Source organism: Shewanella metallivivens, from assembly GCF_028750675.1.
GTDB lineage: Bacteria > Pseudomonadota > Gammaproteobacteria > Enterobacterales > Shewanellaceae > Shewanella > Shewanella metallivivens.
On the sequence record NZ_JAQQPZ010000004.1, the window covers coordinates 22,267 to 42,462 of the forward strand.

Sequence of the window (20,196 nt, forward strand, 5' to 3'; positions counted from 1 at the left end):
TGTTCCCCTTAGCGAGTGCCGGTTGCAGCAGGTTGGTACATCGAAAAGTCACACACCTGGCCATCAACAATTTGAATATTACGCTGAGCACGGCGAGCCAATTCTGGGTCGTGGGTCACCATAATAATGGTGGTGCCTTGCTGATTAATATTCTCTAAAAGCTCCATCACCTGGCGCGCCATTAAGCTGTCTAGGTTTCCGGTAGGTTCATCGGCGAGTAAAAAGCGTGGTTCGCCAGCTAACGCCCGCGCAATGGCAACACGTTGCTGCTGTCCGCCAGACAATTGCGTCGGTAAATGCTTCATTCGCGCGCCTAAACCCACTTGCTCTAGCGCTGACTCGACTCGGCGCTTACGCTCACTGGCATTCATACCGCGATAACGCAGCGGCACTTCAACGTTTTCGGCTAAGTTAAGATCAGGAATTAAATTAAACCCCTGAAAGATAAATCCAATTTTTTCATTACGTACTTTTGCGCTGTGGTTATCACTTAAATTAGACACATTCACGCCATCAAGGCTGTATTCGCCCGAGCTAAAGCCTTCGAGCAGACCTGCAATATTTAAAAAGGTGGTTTTACCTGAGCCAGAAGGCCCGGTAACTGCAACAAACTCGCCTTCATTCACTTCAAGGCTAAAATCGCGTAGTGCATGGGTTTCAACTAAGTCAGTTTTGAACACTTTGTTGATATTTTTCATGGATAACATAATGGTTTCCTTGGTTAATTCTGTTGCCACATCCCTGCGCTTAACGCTAATAATGGGGCTTTGCTAATCTAAATACGGCGTTGATAATGACTTTTTTATACGATTAATGTCGCTACCGTTAACTAAAGCAACAGCTTAATGTTAAGCATGTCGCTGATACCTATATGCAAACTCACGGCTGGGGTAACATCACTTAGCCGAGTCGATACTTGGCTGCTCATATCAATTAGCTGCAAACTTACCGATAACCAATCTGTATGATTATCAATACGATAACTTACAGCCATCGCCAAAATAAATAACGCGGCTAGTGCGATAAGCTGTCTACGTTGAATCAAAGTCATTGAATGTCCTTACTCAGTTGAGTGTCTTTTCATTAACATGTTTATCGGATTTGAATTGTGGGCTCATTTTTAAAGGTTTCGGTGCCAGATATCACCCACACATCGCCTACTTCACCGCCCTCAATCACTTCAACTTGGCTCATACTGCGTGCGCCCAATTTAACGGTTTTTTTATGCGCAATGGTGTCATTAACTTGGTATGCCACATCGCCCCCCATATTAAGAAAATCACCCCGTTTAACCATTAATACATTGGGCCTGTTTTCCAGTAACACTCGGGCAGACAAGCGCTGATTTTGACGTAACGATAAGCGGTCACTGTTAGCAAAACGCACTCTGGCGGTCACTTCACGATTACGCACTTCAGGTGAAATTGACGACAATTGGCCAACCACATTTTCGCTCCCAAAACTGAGCTCGACATCCATACCTAGGCCCAGTTCATCGGCATAAGACTCAGGTACAGCAAGTTCTGCTTCAAAAGCGGTTAAGTCGACCACAGTTAATATGGGTTGGCTGGCAGCAATGCGGGCTTTTTGTTCCACCAGCCAGTTACCAATAATGCCACTCACTGGGGCGACAATATTAAGTGCATTGGCTTGGCGGGTGAGTTCTTGCACCACTAAGGCCTGACGCTGAACCTCAAGGGTACGGTTTTTAATTTCAAAACTGAGGGTGTCGCGCATTAACTCGACTTCTTGCTGGGCGTGTTTATGTAATAGTTTGGCTTTGTGTAAGTCATCTTTGCTTTTTTCAAAATCGATTTTGCTGATCAAGCTCGACTCAATCAATTGATCGCCACGACGGCTTTCACGATCTGCCGCTGCTAAATCCACTTTGGCCATATCTAAAATCTGACTAACACGCAATTGCTCACGGCGCGCATCTAACTTAGCCCGCTCAAGGCTGCCTTGCATTCCTTCAAGTAATGATTGCTGTTGTTGCAACTCGCTTTGTAGGCGCGGGCTTTCAATTTTGGCCACCACCTGCCCAAGCTCAACTTCATCGCCAGGCTGGCTTAATAGGGTTACTACGCCTTCTTCAGTGCTGTATAAAATGGGCGCATTAGCTGCAACAATTTTACCTGTGGTGGCAATATCACGCACCAAGGTGCCACGGGTTAAGGTTGCCAAGCGTAAATCGGCACCATCAACCGAACGCTGGTGACTGTCATGGCTCAAACTCGCCCACACCAATGCACTCATTAATATGGCACCGCAACCTATCATCAAGGGCAAGCGCAATTTACGGCCTAACGTTGGCGCAATCACGGTATCTTGGCTACTTGTGTCTTTAATCATGTCAAATCCTTAGGTAATACGTTAGCAGCACGTACCACTTCACGTTTATACCCAAGATAAAGCACAAGCCATGCCAGTTGTTATTTATTGTTGTTTTTCATGAAGATAATAATTTAAAAGGGTGTTTGAACAGTTTAAAAGTGTCCGCGGACAGGTGTAAAAACTGTCCGGTTATTGAGAAAGTGTCCGAGCGGACACTTGGTTTTGTACTTATGTACTTATGTACTTTATGGCCTGCGGCCACTAACGTCGTGGCCGCAGGCCATGAGTACAAAACGATCAAACAACAAAAGCAAACACCTGGATTCCGGCTCAAAAGCATTGCCGGAATGACGCAGTATTTAACCCGTGCAGGGTGGAACCTTGCGATCTTATTTCAAACGAAGTTTGAACATTCTGGTGTCGGCGAAGCACCACGACGTTAGTGGCCGCAGGCCATAAGAAACCGTGCCTAAACTCACCAGTTTAATCATCTACCCTCTTACTTTATCTAATGCCCCGCAAACCGCATTAACACCTAGTATGGATCTTGGGGTTGCGCGGTGGAGTAAGTCTGCATCGAACTGATAAATATGCTGATTTTTTACTGCGGGGAGCTCTGGCCAATCGGCCCAGTTAATGCCTAATACGTTGCCTTCATCCTGGCTTTGTAAAATCACCTCAGCACCGGTTAATAGCACATTTTCGATGCTAATTTGTGGGTATTCGCTGGCGGCGTCATAAAACACATTTTCACCGTGACACACTTCTATCAAGTTTTGGATCCAGCTGCCTTTAGCCACCGTCATGAGTGGGGTTGACCACAATTGATAAAAGACTTTTACCGCGGGTTTATTTTGATTGTTACTCTTTATCTCAGCCAATTGCTGACGATAGTCATCTGCCACTTGCTTGGCCTTAATTGAATGCCCTGTAAGCTGACCCAGTTGCTCAAGATTGGTTGCAATATCGGCTAAGGTTTTCGGGTCGCTATTAACAAGCTTAAAGCCTAAATCTTGCAGTTGCTTGATGTCTTCCATTTTATTGCCGCTTTGCCATACCACGATTAAATCAGGGTTTAGCTCAATCACTCGCTCAACTTGAATGCCATAATAGCCACCAATACTGGGAATGTTTTTAGCTGTGGCTGGGTAATCGGCATGGTCTGTAGTGGCAACGATTGTGTCACCTGCACCAATGGCGAACAACATCTCAACAGCATGGGGTGATAATGCAATAACCCGTTTAGCTAGCTGCTGTGGCTTTGGTAAATGGGTCGATTCGGCAGCACCTAAAATAAACGAGACTGGCAACAGCACAACAAGCGTAATGGGCAATAACAATGTACGTAGCAAAATGTATTCCTTAATCATGTATTCTTTTCAGCGCCTTGTGTCACAACGTCTACTCTACCAGTTTGTCAGGCCAACCATAGTGATCAATATAATTAACTAAATTTTTAGGTCGATAATTATTGTCATTCAACCAACGTGTTTTAACCGATTTATGTAAAACAATCGGTACTAGCTCTGGATCTAATTGACGTAGAAAACGTTTTTTAACCCGGTAAAAACTACGATAAGAATCGTGAATATCGGCCATGGGATTAGGTAATAAAGTATCAGACAAATGCAGTTCAACCGTTAATTTAAACAATTTAGCTTGGTTTAGCATCCACTGTAAGGCAATGTCCGACAAGGTACTACCATCGCGATTAGGCGCACAGCTACCACCAATATTACTGTGAGCGCCCGCAAACCACACTTGTTGAATATCAATGCCGCTGCGTGGTTGCCAAATAGTGGGTTCAAAGTCACTTCGATGCTCATCCAGTGCTAAAGCATGGCGAGCTACGTTAACATTGCGCCCCAATTTGGTGTCGTAAAACTCATCTTTATCTTCAAATAGCCCTAAAAATGACACTGGGATCCCCATTGCGCCTACGGTGTCCCACACGCCGACAAACGCCACTTCGCGCGATGGATGAGAATGCTGTTGCCTAAATTCAACCGAACGATCACCGTCTGGCGCAAATGGTTTGGTCTTCATTTTATAGTGGTCAAATGCTTGTTGAATCAATTTAGCATCGGGCCGGGTCACAATACCGCAGTTGTTAATAAGGCCGCATAAACAACGCACGGTATAAGCACCACGACTAAAACCAAATAAATAAATCTCATCGCCTAGGGAGTAGTTTTGCACAATATAGCGATAAGCATCCATGATGTTTTTATGTAAACCGCGTCCGGTTGCGCCGCCAATGAATGCATCATGGTATGAGCCAATGCCCCAATCATAAAATACCTGTTGCGGTACGCCGTCATCACCGAGCGGTTTAATCGCTCTGGCGAGTTTGAGCACATTGGTTGCGTGATCTTTTTCAAGATCTTTTTCTGGCCGATTCCAAGTTCCGTCGGCACAAATGACAATTCGTTTTTTCATTACTTTCCCAGCTCCCTGCCTAAGTCGTCCAATCATAGTCATCCTGTCATCACTATAGACTAAAAGCCAATTTGAACCCGACAAAAAATAACCAATACTCGTCAATTAACCCTCAGCAAAAGGAACCGCGAAATGATCACTGCAGCGCAAAGTGTACTAATGATTGTTGACGTACAAGGCAAGCTTGCACAAGTGATGCAACAATCGACCCTATTACACCAAAAACTGGCCGTACTCATTCAAGGGGCACAACTTTTTGATATTCCTATTATTTGGTTAGAGCAACTGCCAGACAAACTGGGCCATACCAGTGACGAGTTAGCACATATACTCTCAAAAACCACTCACCCCATCGCAAAACAACATTTCAGCGGTTGGCATTGTGATGAGGTAAAGCAACAGCTCAATGCATTAAACCGTCACCACGTTATTTTGGCCGGGATTGAAACCCACGTGTGTGTTTACCAAACCTGCCAAGACTTACAGGCCAACGACTTTCAAGTGCATGTGGTTAACGATGCTGTGTCATCAAGAGAATTAGAAAATAAAACTCTTGGAGTACAAATGATGCTAAACGATGGCGCTAAACTCACTAACGTTGAGTCGTTATTGTTTGAGTTACAGCATGTTGCCCAAGGCGAGCGCTTTAAGGCATTACTCAAGCTGATAAAGTAGCCATATGATGCCAGTATGAGTATGATGTTAAGCACAAATATAACAATAACATCATACTGGTATGCATTCATTTGATCGGCCCATTATTATTTTATCCGCGCCACGTTCTGGCAGTACCCTACTGTTTGAAGTGCTGTCAAAAAGCCAATCGCTGCATACTATTGGCGGCGAAAGCCATGCATTGATTGAAACCATTCCTAAGCTCAATATTGCCTATCGTCAGTTTAGCTCCAATGCCTTAAGTGCTGACGATATTGACGATGAGTTACGTCGCCAATTACAACAACGTTTTAGTGATGAACTGCGAGACAGCAAAGGCCAAAAGCCTAAAACATCATCGGTTAGACTGCTTGAGAAAACACCTAAAAACAGCTTACGTGTTGATTTTTTTAATGCGCTATTTCCAGATGCGTTGTTTATATACCTAGTGCGCGATCCCAAAGAAAATATCAGCAGTATTATGCAAGCCTGGCGTTCCAATAAATTTGTCACCTACCCTAACCTTCCTGGTTGGGATAAACGTCACTGGTCACTGTTATTACCTCCAAACTGGCAACAATTAAACAAGCAACCGCTGCACAATATCGCGGCGTTTCAATGGCAAGCGGCTAACGATGCCATTATGAGTCAATTGCAAAAGTTACCAGCCGATCGTTGGTGCATGTTGTCGTATGACCAATTAGTGTCTCAACCTGAGCAAACTGTGAGCGCATTGTGTGAGTTCACTGGCATTGAATTTGACCCCGATTTAGCCGCCCTATGTAGCCAACCTTTACCGCATTCGCGCTATACCATTACCACGCCTAAAGCCGATAAGTGGCTAGACAATTATCACGACATTGAAAAAGTGTGGTCCAATATTGCCAATACCCTTGGTCATATTAATCAGCATTTGAGCGCACACGGCCAGCCTGTTTTTGAAGCACAATGGCAAGTATATGATGTGGCACCGCCACTACAGCCTAAGGCCGACTTTGCAGCAGTGCCACGTAATAGCCCATGCCCATGCGGCTCAGGTAAACGCTTTAAACAATGCCATGGCGCATTACGTTAATTTAAAGAGAGTCATATAATGAAGTTACCTCATGAATTTTATCAACTCCCTTACCGCTTTGATGTGCCTAAACTCATTGAAGAAATTAGCCAATTTACCGAAGACGATTGGGTGACTCACCACGAAGGGTTTCAAGGCAATTCAGCCATTCCATTAATATCGGTCAATGGCGAGTTTAATAACGATTTTAAAGGGCCAATGAAGCCAACTGCGGCCCTTGAACAAAGCCCTTACATTAAGCAAATATTGGCCTCTTTTGGTGAGGTATTGAGTCGTTCACGCTTAATGCGTTTAGCGCCGGGCGCACAAGTGCCGTTGCATTCAGACATTAATTACCATTGGTATAAACGGGTTCGAGTGCATATTCCGATCACCACCACCGAACAGGTTCAGTTTTACTGTCATGATAAGCAAGTGCATATGGGAGCTGGAGAATGTTGGATTTTCGACTCATGGAAATACCATAAAGTTGAGAATAACAGCGATCAATATCGGGTTCATTTAGTGATAGACCTGGCTGGTTCAAGTGCATTTTGGCGAACAGTATTTCAACACTCGCGAGCAATTGTTGCCCCGCAAACCCCGTCATTAGCTTGTAGCAGTATCGATTATCAGCCAGAGGCACAGACTGACATCATCACCGAGCAATATAATGCGCCTATTATTATGCCGGTGGCAGAAGTGGAATACTTAACCAACGAGCTGCTTGCAGAAGTAAAGCATAATCCACAAAATCCAGCGGCCGAAATTGATGCATTTAACCTATTAATTGCCGAGTTTGTGGCCGATTGGCGCATGCTATGGTTGCAGTTTGAATGCCAGCAACAAGGTTGGCCGCAGTATCATGCCTTGCGTGAGCACACCATGAAAAAAGCCATGCAACAAGTGCCGTCACTGCAATTAGCCCATTCAGGCTCTGCGGTTAAAGCATTTGAGCAATTAGTGATTGTGGCGTGTATGAATATTGAGCTAAGCCAAACTCGTCAAAGTCCGACTCATCAAGCCGCTCAAGCTAAGCCTAGATCGACACCTCAATCTAGCGCAGCAAAACCTTCAGCGACAGCGGCATCTCAGCAAGAAGTTGCAGCGCCACCAACACGTAATAGCCCTTGCCCTTGTGGCAGCGGTAAGCGCTATAAAGCCTGCCACGGTAAAATGAGTTAATACAACCCTTAAAAAATCCTTAACGTTTAGGTATTGCTTTATGTATTGGCGAATAAAGTCACATCGTCGTTAACCAAAAAACTGCTGCGCCGCTTTTTGAGCTATCGCATCTAGCTTGGCAATTTCGGCTGGCAGATAGTCGCGGTATTTATCACTTTGACCAATGGCCTTAGGGTTCATCGGCTGCCTCACTTGGCTGGCACTTGGTGTTAATACCGCACGCTTTGACTCATAAAACGTAAAACACTGCGCCTGGGTCTCTAAGCCGCAATAATCTAACATTCGCTGAATTTGCGCCTGTGGCTGATTAACCAACTGCTCAAAACACACATGCAGGATTTCATTGGGATATAACGTGTCCCAATGTGCCATGATGTCCAAATAGTGGCTCCAATAAGTATTAATACCATCGAGTGAGTAAGAATAGTCATGACCATGACTAAAATATTGTTTAAACACACTTAAGCCGTTATCGACCGTATTACGCACCACGTTGATAATTTTGGCTTGAGGAAACAGGCTTTTAATCAAGCCAATATGCAGAAAGTTATTCGGGTTTTTATCAATCACATACACAGGTGCATCGTCAAAATAGTGATTCACTTCTGCCAAGTACTTTACTTTAAAGGCGTTAATCTCGGTGGCGGTTAAGTTATTTAACCGCGCTTGATAGCCGCCCGACATTTCCAGTTGCAGCGCAAAACGCTCCATAAATTGCAGCTCATCCGTAGCCCCAACCTTAGTATGGCACGCTAAAATTTGCTCCACCAAAGTGGTGCCAGAGCGCGGCATACCTACAATAAAAATCGGTGTTTGGTTATGTACGGCCTGTCGATCAATCTGAGCTGACGGCTGGTGTTTTAACAATGAAAACACTAAATTTGAAAACAGTGCCTGCTTAAAGGGTCGTTGAGTAGCCATTAACTCATTGGCTTTTAACATTGCCTGACACGCTTTATCAACTTGTTGGTGTTGCTCATAAGCCTTACATAACGCAAATTGGATCAAGCTATGATTGCTGGTACTTAACTGAGTATCACCTGCGCAGCGTTCAAGCTCGCTAATATCATCAGCGCTAAATTGATAGCGCTTTAAATCGGCCAAGCTCCAATAACCTACACCATATTGATTACCGCTTAAGCTAATGTATTTTTTGTAAAAGTCGGCAGCAACATCAGTGTTGCTTTTAGCTTTATGAATGTGACCTAAATTAAGCATTACGGCAGGTTCTGGCATATTATTGCTCACACACCAGTCAAAACATTGCTCAGCCAGCGCCATGTTACCCACTTTAGTGGCAACTAACCCCAGCTTATAACGATACGGGTGCGAAGCGGGTTCAAGTTCACACAGTTGCTGCAACAAATGCAAAGCCGCAAAATGATCTTCTTTTATTTCACTAATACTCACTAAACCTGCCAGCACATTAACGGAGGTAGGCGACAATACTTGTGCGGCTTTTAAATGTGATTCAGCGTCTTGCAACTGTTGTTGCTGTAAATAAATCAATCCCAACATGGTTAATGCCGAAACATTGTTGGGGTCACGTTTAACCACTTTGCGAGCATACATTCTGGCCGATGAGTAATTTTTAGATTGGAAAAGAGACTCAGCCTGAGATAAATACTGTTCAATAACACTCACATCATGATCCTTTAATTATTATTTTATCACTCTAAATTGATTATCCTGAGGTTATCACAACTGACACTGGCGACTGAACCCAATACTGAACGAAATAGCCCGCAACTTCGTATTGCATTAGAGATAGAGCATTGAATGCTCCAATGATATTGTAAATAACCTAAGCTCACCCCTTATCGAGCTCAAGTTAAATACATGTCTTTAATATTCGCCCCAAAGCATAGTGAGTTGCCATGAAAAATAATGAAGTAAAAGTCCCCAGTGGCCGTCTGTCCCGTTTATCAAAAATGGGTGGCCTCGCATCGCGTTTGGCGGGTAACGTATTATTTGAAGGGGCAAAGCAACTAAGTAAAGGGCAGTCACCTAAGTTACAACAATTGGTGATGACGCCATCGAACATTGGTCATGTGGCCGAAAAGTTATCGCAATTGCGCGGTGCGGCCATGAAAGTCGGCCAAATGTTGTCAATGGATGCCGGTGATCTCGTCGCGCCAGAATTAGCAGAAGTACTCGCTAAGTTGCGCTCGGATGCTAAAGTCATGCCGCACAAGCAATTAACCACATTACTTGTACAACAATGGGGCCGAGATTGGTTAGCGCCTTTCGCCCAATTTGAATTGCGCCCTTTTGCCGCAGCCTCTATTGGTCAGGTGCATGTTGCCTACCTCGATACAGGTGAAAAGTTAGCGGTCAAAATTCAATATCCCGGCGTACGAGACAGCATCGACAGCGACATTGATAACGTTGCCACCTTATTAAAAGTATCGAGGCTTATCCCCGCAAACGTTAAGCTTGATACCTTACTCGCCGAAGCCAAAGCGCAATTACATAATGAGGCCGACTATCACTTTGAAGCCGAGCAAATCGCACTTTATCAGCAGCAACTTGGTGATGACCCGCATTTTATTGTGCCTAAAGTGTACTCAGCGCTGAGCAATAACAGCATCTTAACCATGCAATTTGTTGAAGGCACGCCCATTGAATCAGTCGCCCAGGCCTCGCAAGAGGTGCGCAACCTCGTTGCCAGTCGCTTAATGGAGTTGTGTTTTAAGGAGTTATTTGAGTTTAAGTTGCTGCAATCGGATCCAAATTTTGCCAATTTTCAGTATCAGGCTGACAGCCAAAAAATTGTCCTACTCGACTTTGGTGCCACGCGCAGTATTAGCGATAAATTAGCACAAGGTTACCAACTGCTGATGACCGGTGCACTCAAGCACGATAAAGTGCAAATGGCCATTGGCGCACAACAAATTGGCTTTTTTCAAGATGCGATAGATCCTGCGCACAAGCAATTAATCATTGATATTTTTTATCAAGCTTGTGAACCAATATATTTTGATGGCGAATATGATTTTGGCCAAAGCACCCTAGCCAAACGCATCACAGAGGCTGGTAAAGCCATGAGTACCCAACAAAATGAATGGCATACACCGCCAACCGATGCTATTTTTATTCATCGTAAATTAGCAGGTATGTATTTACTGGCGGCTAAACTCAAGGCTAAAGTGAACGTTGGCGAGCTATTTTCTAAGTATCGAGGTTAAAAACACAGTAATGATGCCTGTTAAATTGCACATTTACTTAAACAAGGCATCATTATGATATTAAATCATTTTTGGCGGTTTTACTCTCTCATTAGTGTAGCGATGCTCATGATAAGTGCACCTTCCTTTGCCCATGAAACCGAACAACTAACCGCTCAAAGCAAAAGCGATGCAGCCCAAAAACCACAGCAGCAAACCGCCGAACTCACCCTATCGCCTGTTGCGCCAGATGTGTATTTACATCGGTCATATCAGGCAGTAAAAGGTTTTGGATTAGTTGAATCGAACGGCCTAGTGGTGGTGCAAAATAAGCAGGCGTTTATTATTGATACCCCCTGGACAGATAACGATACCGCTAAGCTTGTTGATTGGATTACCCAGCAAGGTTTAACCGTGACAGCCAGTATCTCAACTCATTCTCACCAAGATCGCGCCGGCGGTATTGGTTATCTTAACAGCCAAGGCATCGCCACCTGGGTGTCAGATAAAACTCAGCACATATTAACAGCCAACCAACTCGCAACAGCCACACATACATTTGCAGGTAATCAACACATATTGCAACCACAACTCATTGAAGTGTTTGACCTTGGCGCTGGCCACACGGTCGACAACCTAGTGGTGTGGCTGCCAACACAACAGATTTTATTTGGTGGCTGTTTAATTAAATCATTACGTTCACGCACTCTCGGCTATACCGGCGAAGCAAACCTGCAACAATGGCCGCTTACCGTTGCAAAAGTACAAGCACAATTTACTAAGGCTACAATAGTGGTACCGGGGCATGGCAAAATAGGTGATAGGTCACTGCTAAGCCATACCATTGACCTGCTCACACAGTAGTCTCACGTCAGCACTGATTTAATAATGCATCACTGTAAAACCATACAAAAAAACAGTTAGTTAACTTATAGTTCAATTGAACTTACACAAGGAGAGTCACCATGTTTAGTCACGTTATGATCGGCGTTAACGATATTGAAGCGTCAAAAAAATTCTATGATGCCACTTTAGGTGCATTAGGCATTGCACCCGGCCATATTGATGCTAAAGGCCGTTGTTTTTATATGACACCAAGCGGTATTTTTGCATTAACTAAACCGATTAATGGCGAGCCAGCTAGTCACGGTAATGGCACCACTATCGGTTTTGCAGCACAAACACCTGAACTAGCCGACGCGTGGCATGCTGCGGGGGTTGCTAATGGCGGCACCGCCAGTGAAGATGCGCCAGGTGTGCGCTCAGGCCCAGCATTTGATCTTTATCTTGCCTATTTACGCGATCTTGATGGTAACAAGCTTTGTGCCCTGCACCGAGTAGCAAAAGACTAATAAGCACTCAGTAATCACCTAATTAGGTGCGGTGCTAGGGCCTGCTGATCTTTGCTGGTTTAATTTTTCTCAAGTTAAAAACGTTTTAATCGAGGCGAATGGATTGATGCCTAGTCATCTAAGCAACTCTTTATTTGCAAAGCATCATTCAACAAAGCGTAAAACGTTTTTAGCCGAACTCTTCGGGCAGCATTTGTTGGCCATTTTTACTGCATTATCGACTTTTTATGTAGAATAACGACACCTCAAAGTCTCTGCCGCACAGTTGAATATGTGAGTAATAGCCAGCAATGCGCTGCAAAAACAACCTTGAAAAATCAACAGGCCCTACTACTTCGCCTACCTCTATTTAATCACAATGCATTGCCATTATTCGTTACTTACGCGATACAAAAAGCACTTCAACTTACCGACACCAGGTTACGAAGTTTGATACATGTCTTTATATAAGGTAATTAAATGTAAACTTATTGGTATTTAATTGAAGTGGACAAAGTGAGGGCTTAGTATTGCCAACATCAAGTCAGTGGAGTACCCAATGAAATTTAAAATATGTCCGTTATTGCTGCTCGCCAGCTTTGCGACAACCGCAGCACCATTAAGTTACAACGGCACGGCACAGGTTATTGAAGGCCAAGCAACCGTCACAAAAGCAAACTTATTTACCTGCCAACATGGCCAGTCGCGTACATCACCTACCGGCGTAAAAAGCGATAACGGCCATGAGTTTACAGTGCCTGCATCGCTTCAATACCAACCACAATACTTCACGGCAGATCTTTATAATGAATGCTCAGGGGTTACGCCGGCATCAATAGCTGAAGTCGATTTATCGGCTGTGCCTGTTATCGAGGTCGATAACGATGGCGAGGTAATAACCGGTTATATTTTTGCCGATAATTACTTTGAACTCTTTATTAACGGCAAACTCATCGGCGTAGATCCCATTCCTTTTACGCCATTTAATTCCAATATTGTCCGATTTAAAGTTAAAAAGCCTTATGACATCGCTATCAAAGTCGTCGATTGGGAAGAAAACTCAGGGTTAGGAACAGAAAATAATCGCGGTAAACAATATCATCCAGGCGATGGCGGCTTAATTGCCAGCTTCTCTGATGGCACCACAACTCACGCCGAGTGGTCTGCGCAAACGTTTTATACTGCCCCCATTTATGACTTAAGTTGCGCGACTGAAGTGGGCCAACAACGGTTAACCAAAAATTGTAATACTGAAGGCAGAAATAGCTATAACCAGGCTTATTCACTGCATTGGCAAATACCTCAAGACTGGCAGACTAATAATGAATATGTCAGTTGGCCAAAGTCTGTTGAATTTACCGAACAAGAAATTGGCGTAGACAACAAAAAAGCCTACATGAATTTTCAGCAGCAATTTTCAGGCTCGGGAGCAGCGTTTATTTGGTCAAGTAATGTCATTCTAGACAACCTAGTATTGTTTAGATATCACGTTAAGTAGCAAAATGCTAAATGCTAAATGCTAAATGCTAAATGCTAGGTGTTGAGTGTTAAGTGTTAAGTGCAAGTCAGGATGCCAATAATGGTGGCATCCTGACTCTATGACTCATTTTTACTATCAAATATCGCTTTATCGTTAAAAAACTTACTAGATGCATCGCAGACTACTACGGGGTAAAATAGCCGCCCTTTTATGCTGTGAGTGTATGTAATGACTGTTAGCGACCCGTGTGTTATTCCTTTTCATGATGCGATAGCGTTCAGTAGCACACTTGCACAACACGGATTACCAGAGTCTTTTACTTTCCCGTTTTATTATCAACCTCACCCACTCACCATACTGGCCGCACAACAATTGCAGCAAGAGTTACTTGAAGCAAACCCATGGCAGCATAACTTTGGCCTAAACAGCAGCAACGATCGCGGCATGGTCATCGGTAAGATGTTTGGGGTATTGGTAGTAAAAGACACCCAAGGGCGACTTGGTTTTTTAGCGGCGTTTTCAGGCAAATTAGCCGAGCAAAATATCTTGCCACCTTTTGTGCCGCCCGTGTTTGACATGCTGACCCAAGACAGCTTTTTCAGCCTTGAAAACAAGCAAATTAACCAGATTAACCAGTTACTCCACCAGCATGAAAGCGCCCCGCTACTGGCCAGTTTAAGCGCGCAGTTAACGCAGCAACAACAGCAAGCAGAACGTGAGCTTGAGCAACAACGCAACGCAATAGTTGAAGGCCGCAAACAGCGAAAACAACAACGCGAGCAAGCCGATAACGCATTAGCCCAGGCCGACATCAACAGTGATGAGCATAAAACCTTATCAATTGAGCTTAGCCGCCAAAGCGTGCAGCAAAAGCATCAGCTCAATACATTAAAGCAGCAATGGCAAAGCCAAATCATGGCAACGCAAACCCAGCTTAATGAGCTACAGCAGCAAATAAAACAGCTTAAGCGCCAGCGTAAACAGCTGTCTAACAGCTTGCAAAAAAAGCTGTTTTCCCAGTATCAGTTTTTAAATACCTTGGGTGATGCACGAGACTTAAACGATATTTTTAACGATGCACCTAATCACTTACCACCAGCAGGTGCTGGCGAGTGTGCAGCGCCTAAGTTGCTGCAATATGCCTTTAAAAAACAGTTAACGCCTGTTGCTATGGCCGAGTTTTGGTGGGGCGCATCGCCAAAATCAGAAATTAAACAGCATAAAAACTTCTACCCTGCATGCCACGGAAAATGCCGGCCAATTTTAACCCACATGCTGGCGGGTATGCAGGTTGATGCAGATCCATTACTGCTTAATCCCGGTAAAGACTTAACCATCGATATTATTTATCAAGACGATGTAATGGCGGTTATTAATAAGCCCGCCGAGCTCTTATCGGTACCAGGCAAAAATATCACCGACTCAGTATTTAGCCGTATGCAACAACAATTCCCTAATGCGACGGGGCCGCTGATTGTGCATCGCCTAGATATGTCAACATCAGGGCTGATGGTGATAGCACTTACCAAAGAGGCCAACAAAGCCTTACAACAGCAATTTATACAGCGCAGCGTAACCAAACGTTACATAGCGTTAATTGAGGGTGTGCCGAGCCAAAATGAAGGTGAGATAAGTTTGCCACTTAGAGTCGATTTAGACGACCGACCTAAGCAGCTTGTTTGTTATGAACACGGCAAGCATGCACTAACGCATTGGCAGCTATTTAAGCGCCAAGGTAACCGCACCTTGGTGCATTTGTACCCTAAAACGGGGCGGACTCACCAATTACGTGTGCATTGCGCTCATCATGATGGTTTACACATGCCAATCGTCGGTGATGACTTATACGGTGTTGCCGCAAATCGCTTACACTTACATGCTCAATATTTGGCGTTAACACACCCAGCCACGGGTGAAGCAATGGTATTCGAGGTTAAAGCGGATTTTGAATAAACCAAATGCCAATCTATAAACAATAAAACCGATATTGCGTAAACAATATCGGTTTTGGTTAACGCATTAGCGTTGATAAAACGACAACTATTTAGAAGTTATTGGGTTTCTCTTCCAAATGCATTTGCTCAACAAGGCCTTGCCCCGTGCGTTGCTGATAAGTTGATTCAGCTTGCTGCATTCTGGTTTTGCCACTGGTGACCAGTGCTTGGCCTTGTTCTGTTTCACTCTGACCTTCAGCCACATTGGTATTACCGTCTTCAATAAGCTCCTTACCGTCGACATACATTTCGTCTGCATCTTCCCAAGCATCGGCAATATCATCTAAGCGTTCAACTAAATCCGCTGCACGCTTACCATTTTGAGCCCCCGTTAACGAGCTCGCCATTGCTTGAAACGCTTCAGGTTGCTTTTGAGCATTGCTTCTCGCTTGAGTAATCAGTTTTTCACCTTCACGAATTTGTGCATTGCCTTTACTTATCGCTTTACGGCCATCAGCTAACAATGCTTCACCTTTTTTAACGTCCTTTTGACCTTGTTCCCATTGCTGAGACACATCAAGATGTTTTTCGCTCTCGGCTTTCACTTTTGAGGCAAAATTATTTTGAGGTGTGGCACATCCAGTGATACCAACAACACCAACAACGATCAAACTACACAGTACTTTGTTCAATTAACGTCTCAATAATTCAGGTTAGGATCGGCGCAATTAAACAGTTTGATCACAAAAATAGCAAGAGCCTAACCACATTAAATCGCGTTAATGAAACCCAGCCCCTTCGGGGTTTAGCATTAATTGCTAATATAAATATACCGTCCAAAAGGCTCTAAAACAAAAAGTGTCCAATGTAATGTTACAGCTCGAACAACACATCCGTTCTAATGATGTATTTAACCCCATGATAAATCGGCTCTGAACTGTGAATACAGTGCAATGGGTGCATGCCATGAGGAAAACACAATACACTCCCTGCAGGCGTTCGCACATCCACCTGTTTGACATTATCGCCACGTTTTGCCGGCAAATGTGGATTGTCAGCATTAACTAAAAAGCGAGTTGCCCCACCTTCAAAGTCATCTGTGAGTAGGATTAAAAAGGTTAGCTGACTGTAACGGTCGCCAAAAGCATCACGCACCAGTTGGCCATTGATGACTTGACTGCCAGGCCATGAACCATCCGAATGCGGTTTAAAATAATCCCCTTTACTGTAACGATAAAAACGAAAGCGATTGTTTAATCCAAGTGCAGCTTTACCAGCAAAAATACCCAAATCATCACCCATAAGGTGTGTTACTTTATTCCAAATGGCTTGCTCAGTGGCGTTATCAACCACCCAGGTCAAACTGTCGTTATGGCGAACATCACGCGGTAACGACACGGCAGCATCGGGCAAAAAGCCCATCGACTCACTTGCCGCAATTAAGCGTTTGCACTCATCGGCAGACAATACATTCAATAATTGAAAAGCCCCTGGCACTTCGTCTAACCTTTTTTTAGTCACAGGCGTTGTGGCAACATCATTCAGTGACGCGGTATTTGCCTGATGATTTGCCCATGTTGGCAATGCTGGATGCTCGGCTCCTGGCTCATGAGCGATGACATAAAACGCTGAATTCTCATTTGTGCTATTCATTAAAAACTGACCTTAATACTCAATATAAAGCGATGATAAACCTGCAATAAGCTTATGGTTAATGTTAAATGGTTAGTAACTCATCACCCTAACTTGGCCAAACTGACGATGACCCGCCGCCGTACCATGAAAACCAAAACCACTTTGCTTAGCGCCAACCCATGGTGCATTACCTGCTCCACCACCTTGGTTAACCCCCACCATGCCTGCTTCAAGTTGTTCGGCCACCGCATGAGCACCTTGCCCGCCAAATACCGCCGCACTTAAGCCATAAATGCTGTCGTTGGCCCGAGTGATTGCATCGTTAATGTCATTAAATCGGCTGATGGCCACCACAGGGCCAAAGGTTTCCTCACGCTCAAGCAACATATCAGGGGTTAAACCACTCACCACGGTGGGTTGAATAAACGGCAACGAATAATCATCGCTGCCTAATAAAAATTGCGCGCCCTTGGCTTTAGCGTCTTGCAATTGTTGCAATACTTTTTGGTGTTGAGTTGGATTAACCATAGGGCCAATATTCACTTGTGCTTGGTCCCATGTACCCACTTGATATCGGCTAGCCAGTTGCACCACCTTTTGCTCAAACTCGTCGGCAATCCGCTCATCCACGTAAATACGCTCGGTTGATGTACACATTTGCCCAGCATTTTCAAACGAGCTTGCCACCGCAAAGCGCACTGCGGCATCAATGTTGGCACTGGCCATAACAATCATCGGGTCGTTACCACCGAGCTCCATCACTAATCGTTTTAATCCTGGAGCAGCATTGGCCATAATATGCTTACCTGCGGCTAGAGACCCAGTAAAAGCCACCATATTAATGTCGGCGCTCACAAGTGCCTGGCCGAGAACTTTATCACCTTGGGCCACTTGCAATACATGGGCAGGCAACACTTTATTTAAGGTATCAACAAACAGCTGAGCAACTAACGGTGTTTCTTCTGATGGCTTTAACACCACACTGTTACCTGCAATTAAGGCTGGCATTAATAAGTTATTGGCCATCGCTAACGGATAATTCCAGGGCGAAATTACCGCAACGACGCCTAAAGGTCGATATTGCAATTGAGTGTTGTGGCCAAGGTCTTCTGCTGCCAAGGCATCGCCTATTTCACCAGCAAAATAAGGCGCGTTTTGAATCGTGCCGCCGACTTCATAAGTGGCGCGGCGATAGTCTTTACCCATTTCTTGGCCAATTAACATCGCCAATTCATCTTGCACCTCGGCTAACGCTTGATAAGCCTTAACTACATACTGTTGGCGCTCGCTTAACGCTAAGCTCGCCCATGCTTTTTGTGATGATCTGGCTTGCGCTATCACCTGTGGAAGATCGGATATTGCTAAAGCATCAACACTGCCCACCGCAGTCGCTTGGATAGTGTCGCTCCCAGCCACTTTATGGTAGCTACCTGCATCATAAGAAGTTAATACTGCCATGGAGAAATGTTCCTTAATGGTACTAGTCTAATTACCGCCTATTCTGATACAGTGGGATATAAAAGCAACCAGTATACTTTTAGTAACCTAGAGTAAATCAAGTTGGAATAATGAAAACAACAATTGAAACAATGAATAACGGTCAAAAAAAAGTAATTAACCCATGCAAAGAACCTTGCTCAGTTGAACGCGGCATGCGTGTGTTAGGCGGAAAATGGAAAGCCTCTATCCTGTGGCACCTACAAGATGAGCCGGTCCGCTTTAATGATTTATCGCGCATGTTAGGCGGCGCCAGTAAAAAAATGGTCGACCAACGGCTCAAAGAACTTGAAGCCCAGGGGTTAGTGACTCGTCATGTCATCAACGACAGACCGATTGCTGTCGCTTATGCCATTACTGAGCTGGGTCGCACAGCCTTAGATATTTTAGAGCGCTTAAAAGAGTGGGCAGATGAGTATGTTGTGTGATGGCGATTTAAGCAATATCGTCTAAGAGGAATAACCTCTAAGTCATTGATATCGCAAAGCGGCTAGAGCATATATTCAAAACAGTAAAAAATATGAGACAGGTAAACGAATAATACAATTGTATGGTGGCTACTCATGTACGTGGACATCCCCTACAATCCGCAGTTGATGTTATTGAAGTAGGTATTTATGAGTAGATTTGTCTTAGCATTTATCATTGTCGCTAGTGTGTTTATTCCGCAGATGGTTTGCGCGAGAGACAAGATTGTCTTTTATACCGAATCTTACCCCCCCTTCCAATCGCAAAATCAACAAGGTGAATTTGTCGGCTTTGCTATCGATATTTTACATGCAGCACAGCCTTACCTTGATTTTGATATCGACATTCAAATTATGCCGTGGAGCCGCGCTTATCATAATGCACAAACCCAACCCAATACCTTTATTTTTTCAATTGCCAACACCGAAAAACGCTTAGCACACTTTAAGTGGATTGATGGGTTCTATACAGTACAAGATATGATTTACCGTAAAAGTAACCGTCCAGATATTGTGCTCGACAATATCGACGATATTAATCGTTACACTTTGGCATTATCACGCAGTGATGCGGCGCTAGACAGATTAAAACTTGATAATAAGCACCCTAATGTATACCTCGTAAGAAGCCAAACCGCAGCGCTAAAAATGCTGCACTTTGATCGGGTTGATTTAATCTATAACAATGAAGTTGGCTTTGCAGAAGACATCAAAAAAATGGGTTACACATTGAGCGAGTTTACCCCGGTATTACCTGTTGTGAACATGCCTATCGGTATTTCAACCCACAAAGACACCGATGAAAAGCTGGCTGATAATATGCGCCAAGCACTGCACATGCTTAAACAAAATGGCGAGTTAGCACAAATCACCACTCGTTGGTTCGCCCCTCGAGTTGCCACCGCCCTTGTAACTGAGTAAATGAGTAACACTGAGTAACTCAGCCAGCGTTGGTTTATTTATACGCGTTTCGCAGCCCAATTGCATACAGCCCCCACAATTAGCGTCTTCATATTCAG

Annotated in this window: 20 protein-coding genes; 11 read left to right on the top strand and 9 right to left on the bottom strand. The window is 44.2% G+C overall.

The genetic code is table 11. The annotated features are described in order from the left end of the window. Nucleotides 1-8: 8 nt before the first annotated feature. The 3 genes from PQR79_RS07080 to PQR79_RS07090 all read right to left on the bottom strand — a co-directional run bounded on the left by PQR79_RS07080 (nt 9) and on the right by PQR79_RS07090 (nt 2,352). Nucleotides 9-707: an ABC transporter ATP-binding protein gene (locus PQR79_RS07080; RefSeq protein WP_238107202.1), complete on the bottom strand. Its 699-nt coding sequence runs from the start codon at nt 705-707 to the stop codon at nt 9-11. A gap of 122 nt (nt 708-829) precedes the next feature. Continuing rightward, nucleotides 830-1,051 carry a hypothetical protein gene (locus PQR79_RS07085; protein WP_238106831.1) on the bottom strand — a complete coding sequence of 74 codons (222 nt, stop codon included), beginning with the start codon at nt 1,049-1,051 and terminating at the stop codon, nt 830-832. Between the two features lie 41 nt (nt 1,052-1,092). Beyond that, entirely contained in the window at nt 1,093-2,352 is a 1,260-nt protein-coding gene (locus PQR79_RS07090) for an efflux RND transporter periplasmic adaptor subunit (protein WP_238106830.1), read from the bottom strand. Nucleotides 2,353-2,564: 212 nt separating this feature from the next. On the opposite strand from PQR79_RS07090, the gene PQR79_RS07095 reads away from it, so the two are divergent. Beyond that, nucleotides 2,565-2,777 (top strand): hypothetical protein, encoded by a 213-nt coding sequence (locus tag PQR79_RS07095; RefSeq protein WP_274408429.1) that lies wholly within the window; start codon nt 2,565-2,567, stop codon nt 2,775-2,777. A gap of 48 nt (nt 2,778-2,825) precedes the next feature. Here the strand turns inward: PQR79_RS07095 and PQR79_RS07100 are convergent, their stop codons facing one another. Both PQR79_RS07100 and PQR79_RS07105 read right to left on the bottom strand, forming a co-directional pair. Beyond that, the gene (locus tag PQR79_RS07100) at nt 2,826-3,629 is read right to left on the bottom strand and encodes a cobalamin-binding protein (RefSeq protein WP_274408440.1); all 804 of its coding nucleotides are present in this window, start codon (nt 3,627-3,629) and stop codon (nt 2,826-2,828) included. Between the two features lie 106 nt (nt 3,630-3,735). Next, nucleotides 3,736-4,773 (bottom strand): T6SS phospholipase effector Tle1-like catalytic domain-containing protein, encoded by a 1,038-nt coding sequence (locus PQR79_RS07105; RefSeq protein ID WP_238106827.1) that lies wholly within the window; start codon nt 4,771-4,773, stop codon nt 3,736-3,738. A 132-nt stretch (nt 4,774-4,905) separates the two neighbouring features. Here PQR79_RS07105 and PQR79_RS07110 point away from each other — a divergent pair, with 132 nt between their 5' ends. From PQR79_RS07110 to PQR79_RS07120, 3 genes are all read left to right on the top strand, one after another. Next, complete coding sequence (locus PQR79_RS07110; protein ID WP_238106826.1) at nt 4,906-5,448, top strand: isochorismatase family protein; 543 nt, start codon at nt 4,906-4,908, stop codon at nt 5,446-5,448. 61 nt (nt 5,449-5,509) lie between these two features. Then, the gene (locus PQR79_RS07115) at nt 5,510-6,502 is read left to right on the top strand and encodes a sulfotransferase family protein (protein ID WP_238106825.1); all 993 of its coding nucleotides are present in this window, start codon (nt 5,510-5,512) and stop codon (nt 6,500-6,502) included. Nucleotides 6,503-6,520: 18 nt separating this feature from the next. After that, complete coding sequence (locus tag PQR79_RS07120) at nt 6,521-7,666, top strand: aspartyl/asparaginyl beta-hydroxylase domain-containing protein (protein WP_238106824.1); 1,146 nt, start codon at nt 6,521-6,523, stop codon at nt 7,664-7,666. A 69-nt stretch (nt 7,667-7,735) separates the two neighbouring features. Here PQR79_RS07120 and PQR79_RS20270 read toward each other — a convergent pair whose 3' ends face one another. Continuing rightward, nucleotides 7,736-9,310 carry a tetratricopeptide repeat-containing sulfotransferase family protein gene (locus PQR79_RS20270; protein WP_238106823.1) on the bottom strand — a complete coding sequence of 525 codons (1,575 nt, stop codon included), beginning with the start codon at nt 9,308-9,310 and terminating at the stop codon, nt 7,736-7,738. A gap of 233 nt (nt 9,311-9,543) precedes the next feature. Here PQR79_RS20270 and PQR79_RS07130 point away from each other — a divergent pair, with 233 nt between their 5' ends. The 5 genes from PQR79_RS07130 (at nt 9,544) to PQR79_RS07150 (ending at nt 15,597) form a co-directional block, all read left to right on the top strand. Continuing rightward, nucleotides 9,544-10,854, top strand: coding sequence for an ABC1 kinase family protein (locus tag PQR79_RS07130; RefSeq protein WP_238106822.1), 1,311 nt, complete (start codon nt 9,544-9,546; stop codon nt 10,852-10,854). A gap of 54 nt (nt 10,855-10,908) precedes the next feature. Beyond that, nucleotides 10,909-11,697 (top strand): DIM/SIM/IMP family subclass B1 metallo-beta-lactamase, encoded by a 789-nt coding sequence (gene blaDIM, locus PQR79_RS07135; RefSeq protein ID WP_274408430.1) that lies wholly within the window; start codon nt 10,909-10,911, stop codon nt 11,695-11,697. A gap of 101 nt (nt 11,698-11,798) precedes the next feature. After that, nucleotides 11,799-12,185, top strand: a complete 387-nt coding sequence (locus tag PQR79_RS07140) for a VOC family protein (RefSeq protein ID WP_238106820.1) — start codon at nt 11,799-11,801, stop codon at nt 12,183-12,185. A 538-nt stretch (nt 12,186-12,723) separates the two neighbouring features. Next, entirely contained in the window at nt 12,724-13,662 is a 939-nt protein-coding gene (locus PQR79_RS07145; protein WP_238106819.1) for a hypothetical protein, read from the top strand. 210 nt (nt 13,663-13,872) lie between these two features. After that, nucleotides 13,873-15,597, top strand: coding sequence for an RluA family pseudouridine synthase (locus tag PQR79_RS07150; protein ID WP_238106818.1), 1,725 nt, complete (start codon nt 13,873-13,875; stop codon nt 15,595-15,597). Nucleotides 15,598-15,688: 91 nt separating this feature from the next. Here the strand turns inward: PQR79_RS07150 and PQR79_RS07155 are convergent, their stop codons facing one another. The 3 genes from PQR79_RS07155 to PQR79_RS07165 all read right to left on the bottom strand — a co-directional run bounded on the left by PQR79_RS07155 (nt 15,689) and on the right by PQR79_RS07165 (nt 18,671). Next, entirely contained in the window at nt 15,689-16,270 is a 582-nt protein-coding gene (locus PQR79_RS07155) for a hypothetical protein (protein ID WP_238106817.1), read from the bottom strand. 181 nt (nt 16,271-16,451) lie between these two features. Continuing rightward, complete coding sequence (locus tag PQR79_RS07160; RefSeq protein WP_238106816.1) at nt 16,452-17,231, bottom strand: prolyl hydroxylase family protein; 780 nt, start codon at nt 17,229-17,231, stop codon at nt 16,452-16,454. 72 nt (nt 17,232-17,303) lie between these two features. Continuing rightward, a complete protein-coding gene (locus PQR79_RS07165; RefSeq protein WP_238106815.1) occupies nt 17,304-18,671 on the bottom strand; it encodes an aldehyde dehydrogenase family protein in 1,368 nt (455 codons plus the stop codon). Nucleotides 18,672-18,781: 110 nt separating this feature from the next. Here PQR79_RS07165 and PQR79_RS07170 point away from each other — a divergent pair, with 110 nt between their 5' ends. Together PQR79_RS07170 and PQR79_RS07175 are read left to right on the top strand one after the other, a co-directional pair. Next, nucleotides 18,782-19,138 (top strand): winged helix-turn-helix transcriptional regulator, encoded by a 357-nt coding sequence (locus PQR79_RS07170; RefSeq protein WP_238106814.1) that lies wholly within the window; start codon nt 18,782-18,784, stop codon nt 19,136-19,138. 189 nt (nt 19,139-19,327) lie between these two features. Further along, a complete protein-coding gene (locus PQR79_RS07175) occupies nt 19,328-20,098 on the top strand; it encodes a substrate-binding periplasmic protein (protein WP_238106813.1) in 771 nt (256 codons plus the stop codon). Nucleotides 20,099-20,196 lie beyond the last annotated feature (98 nt).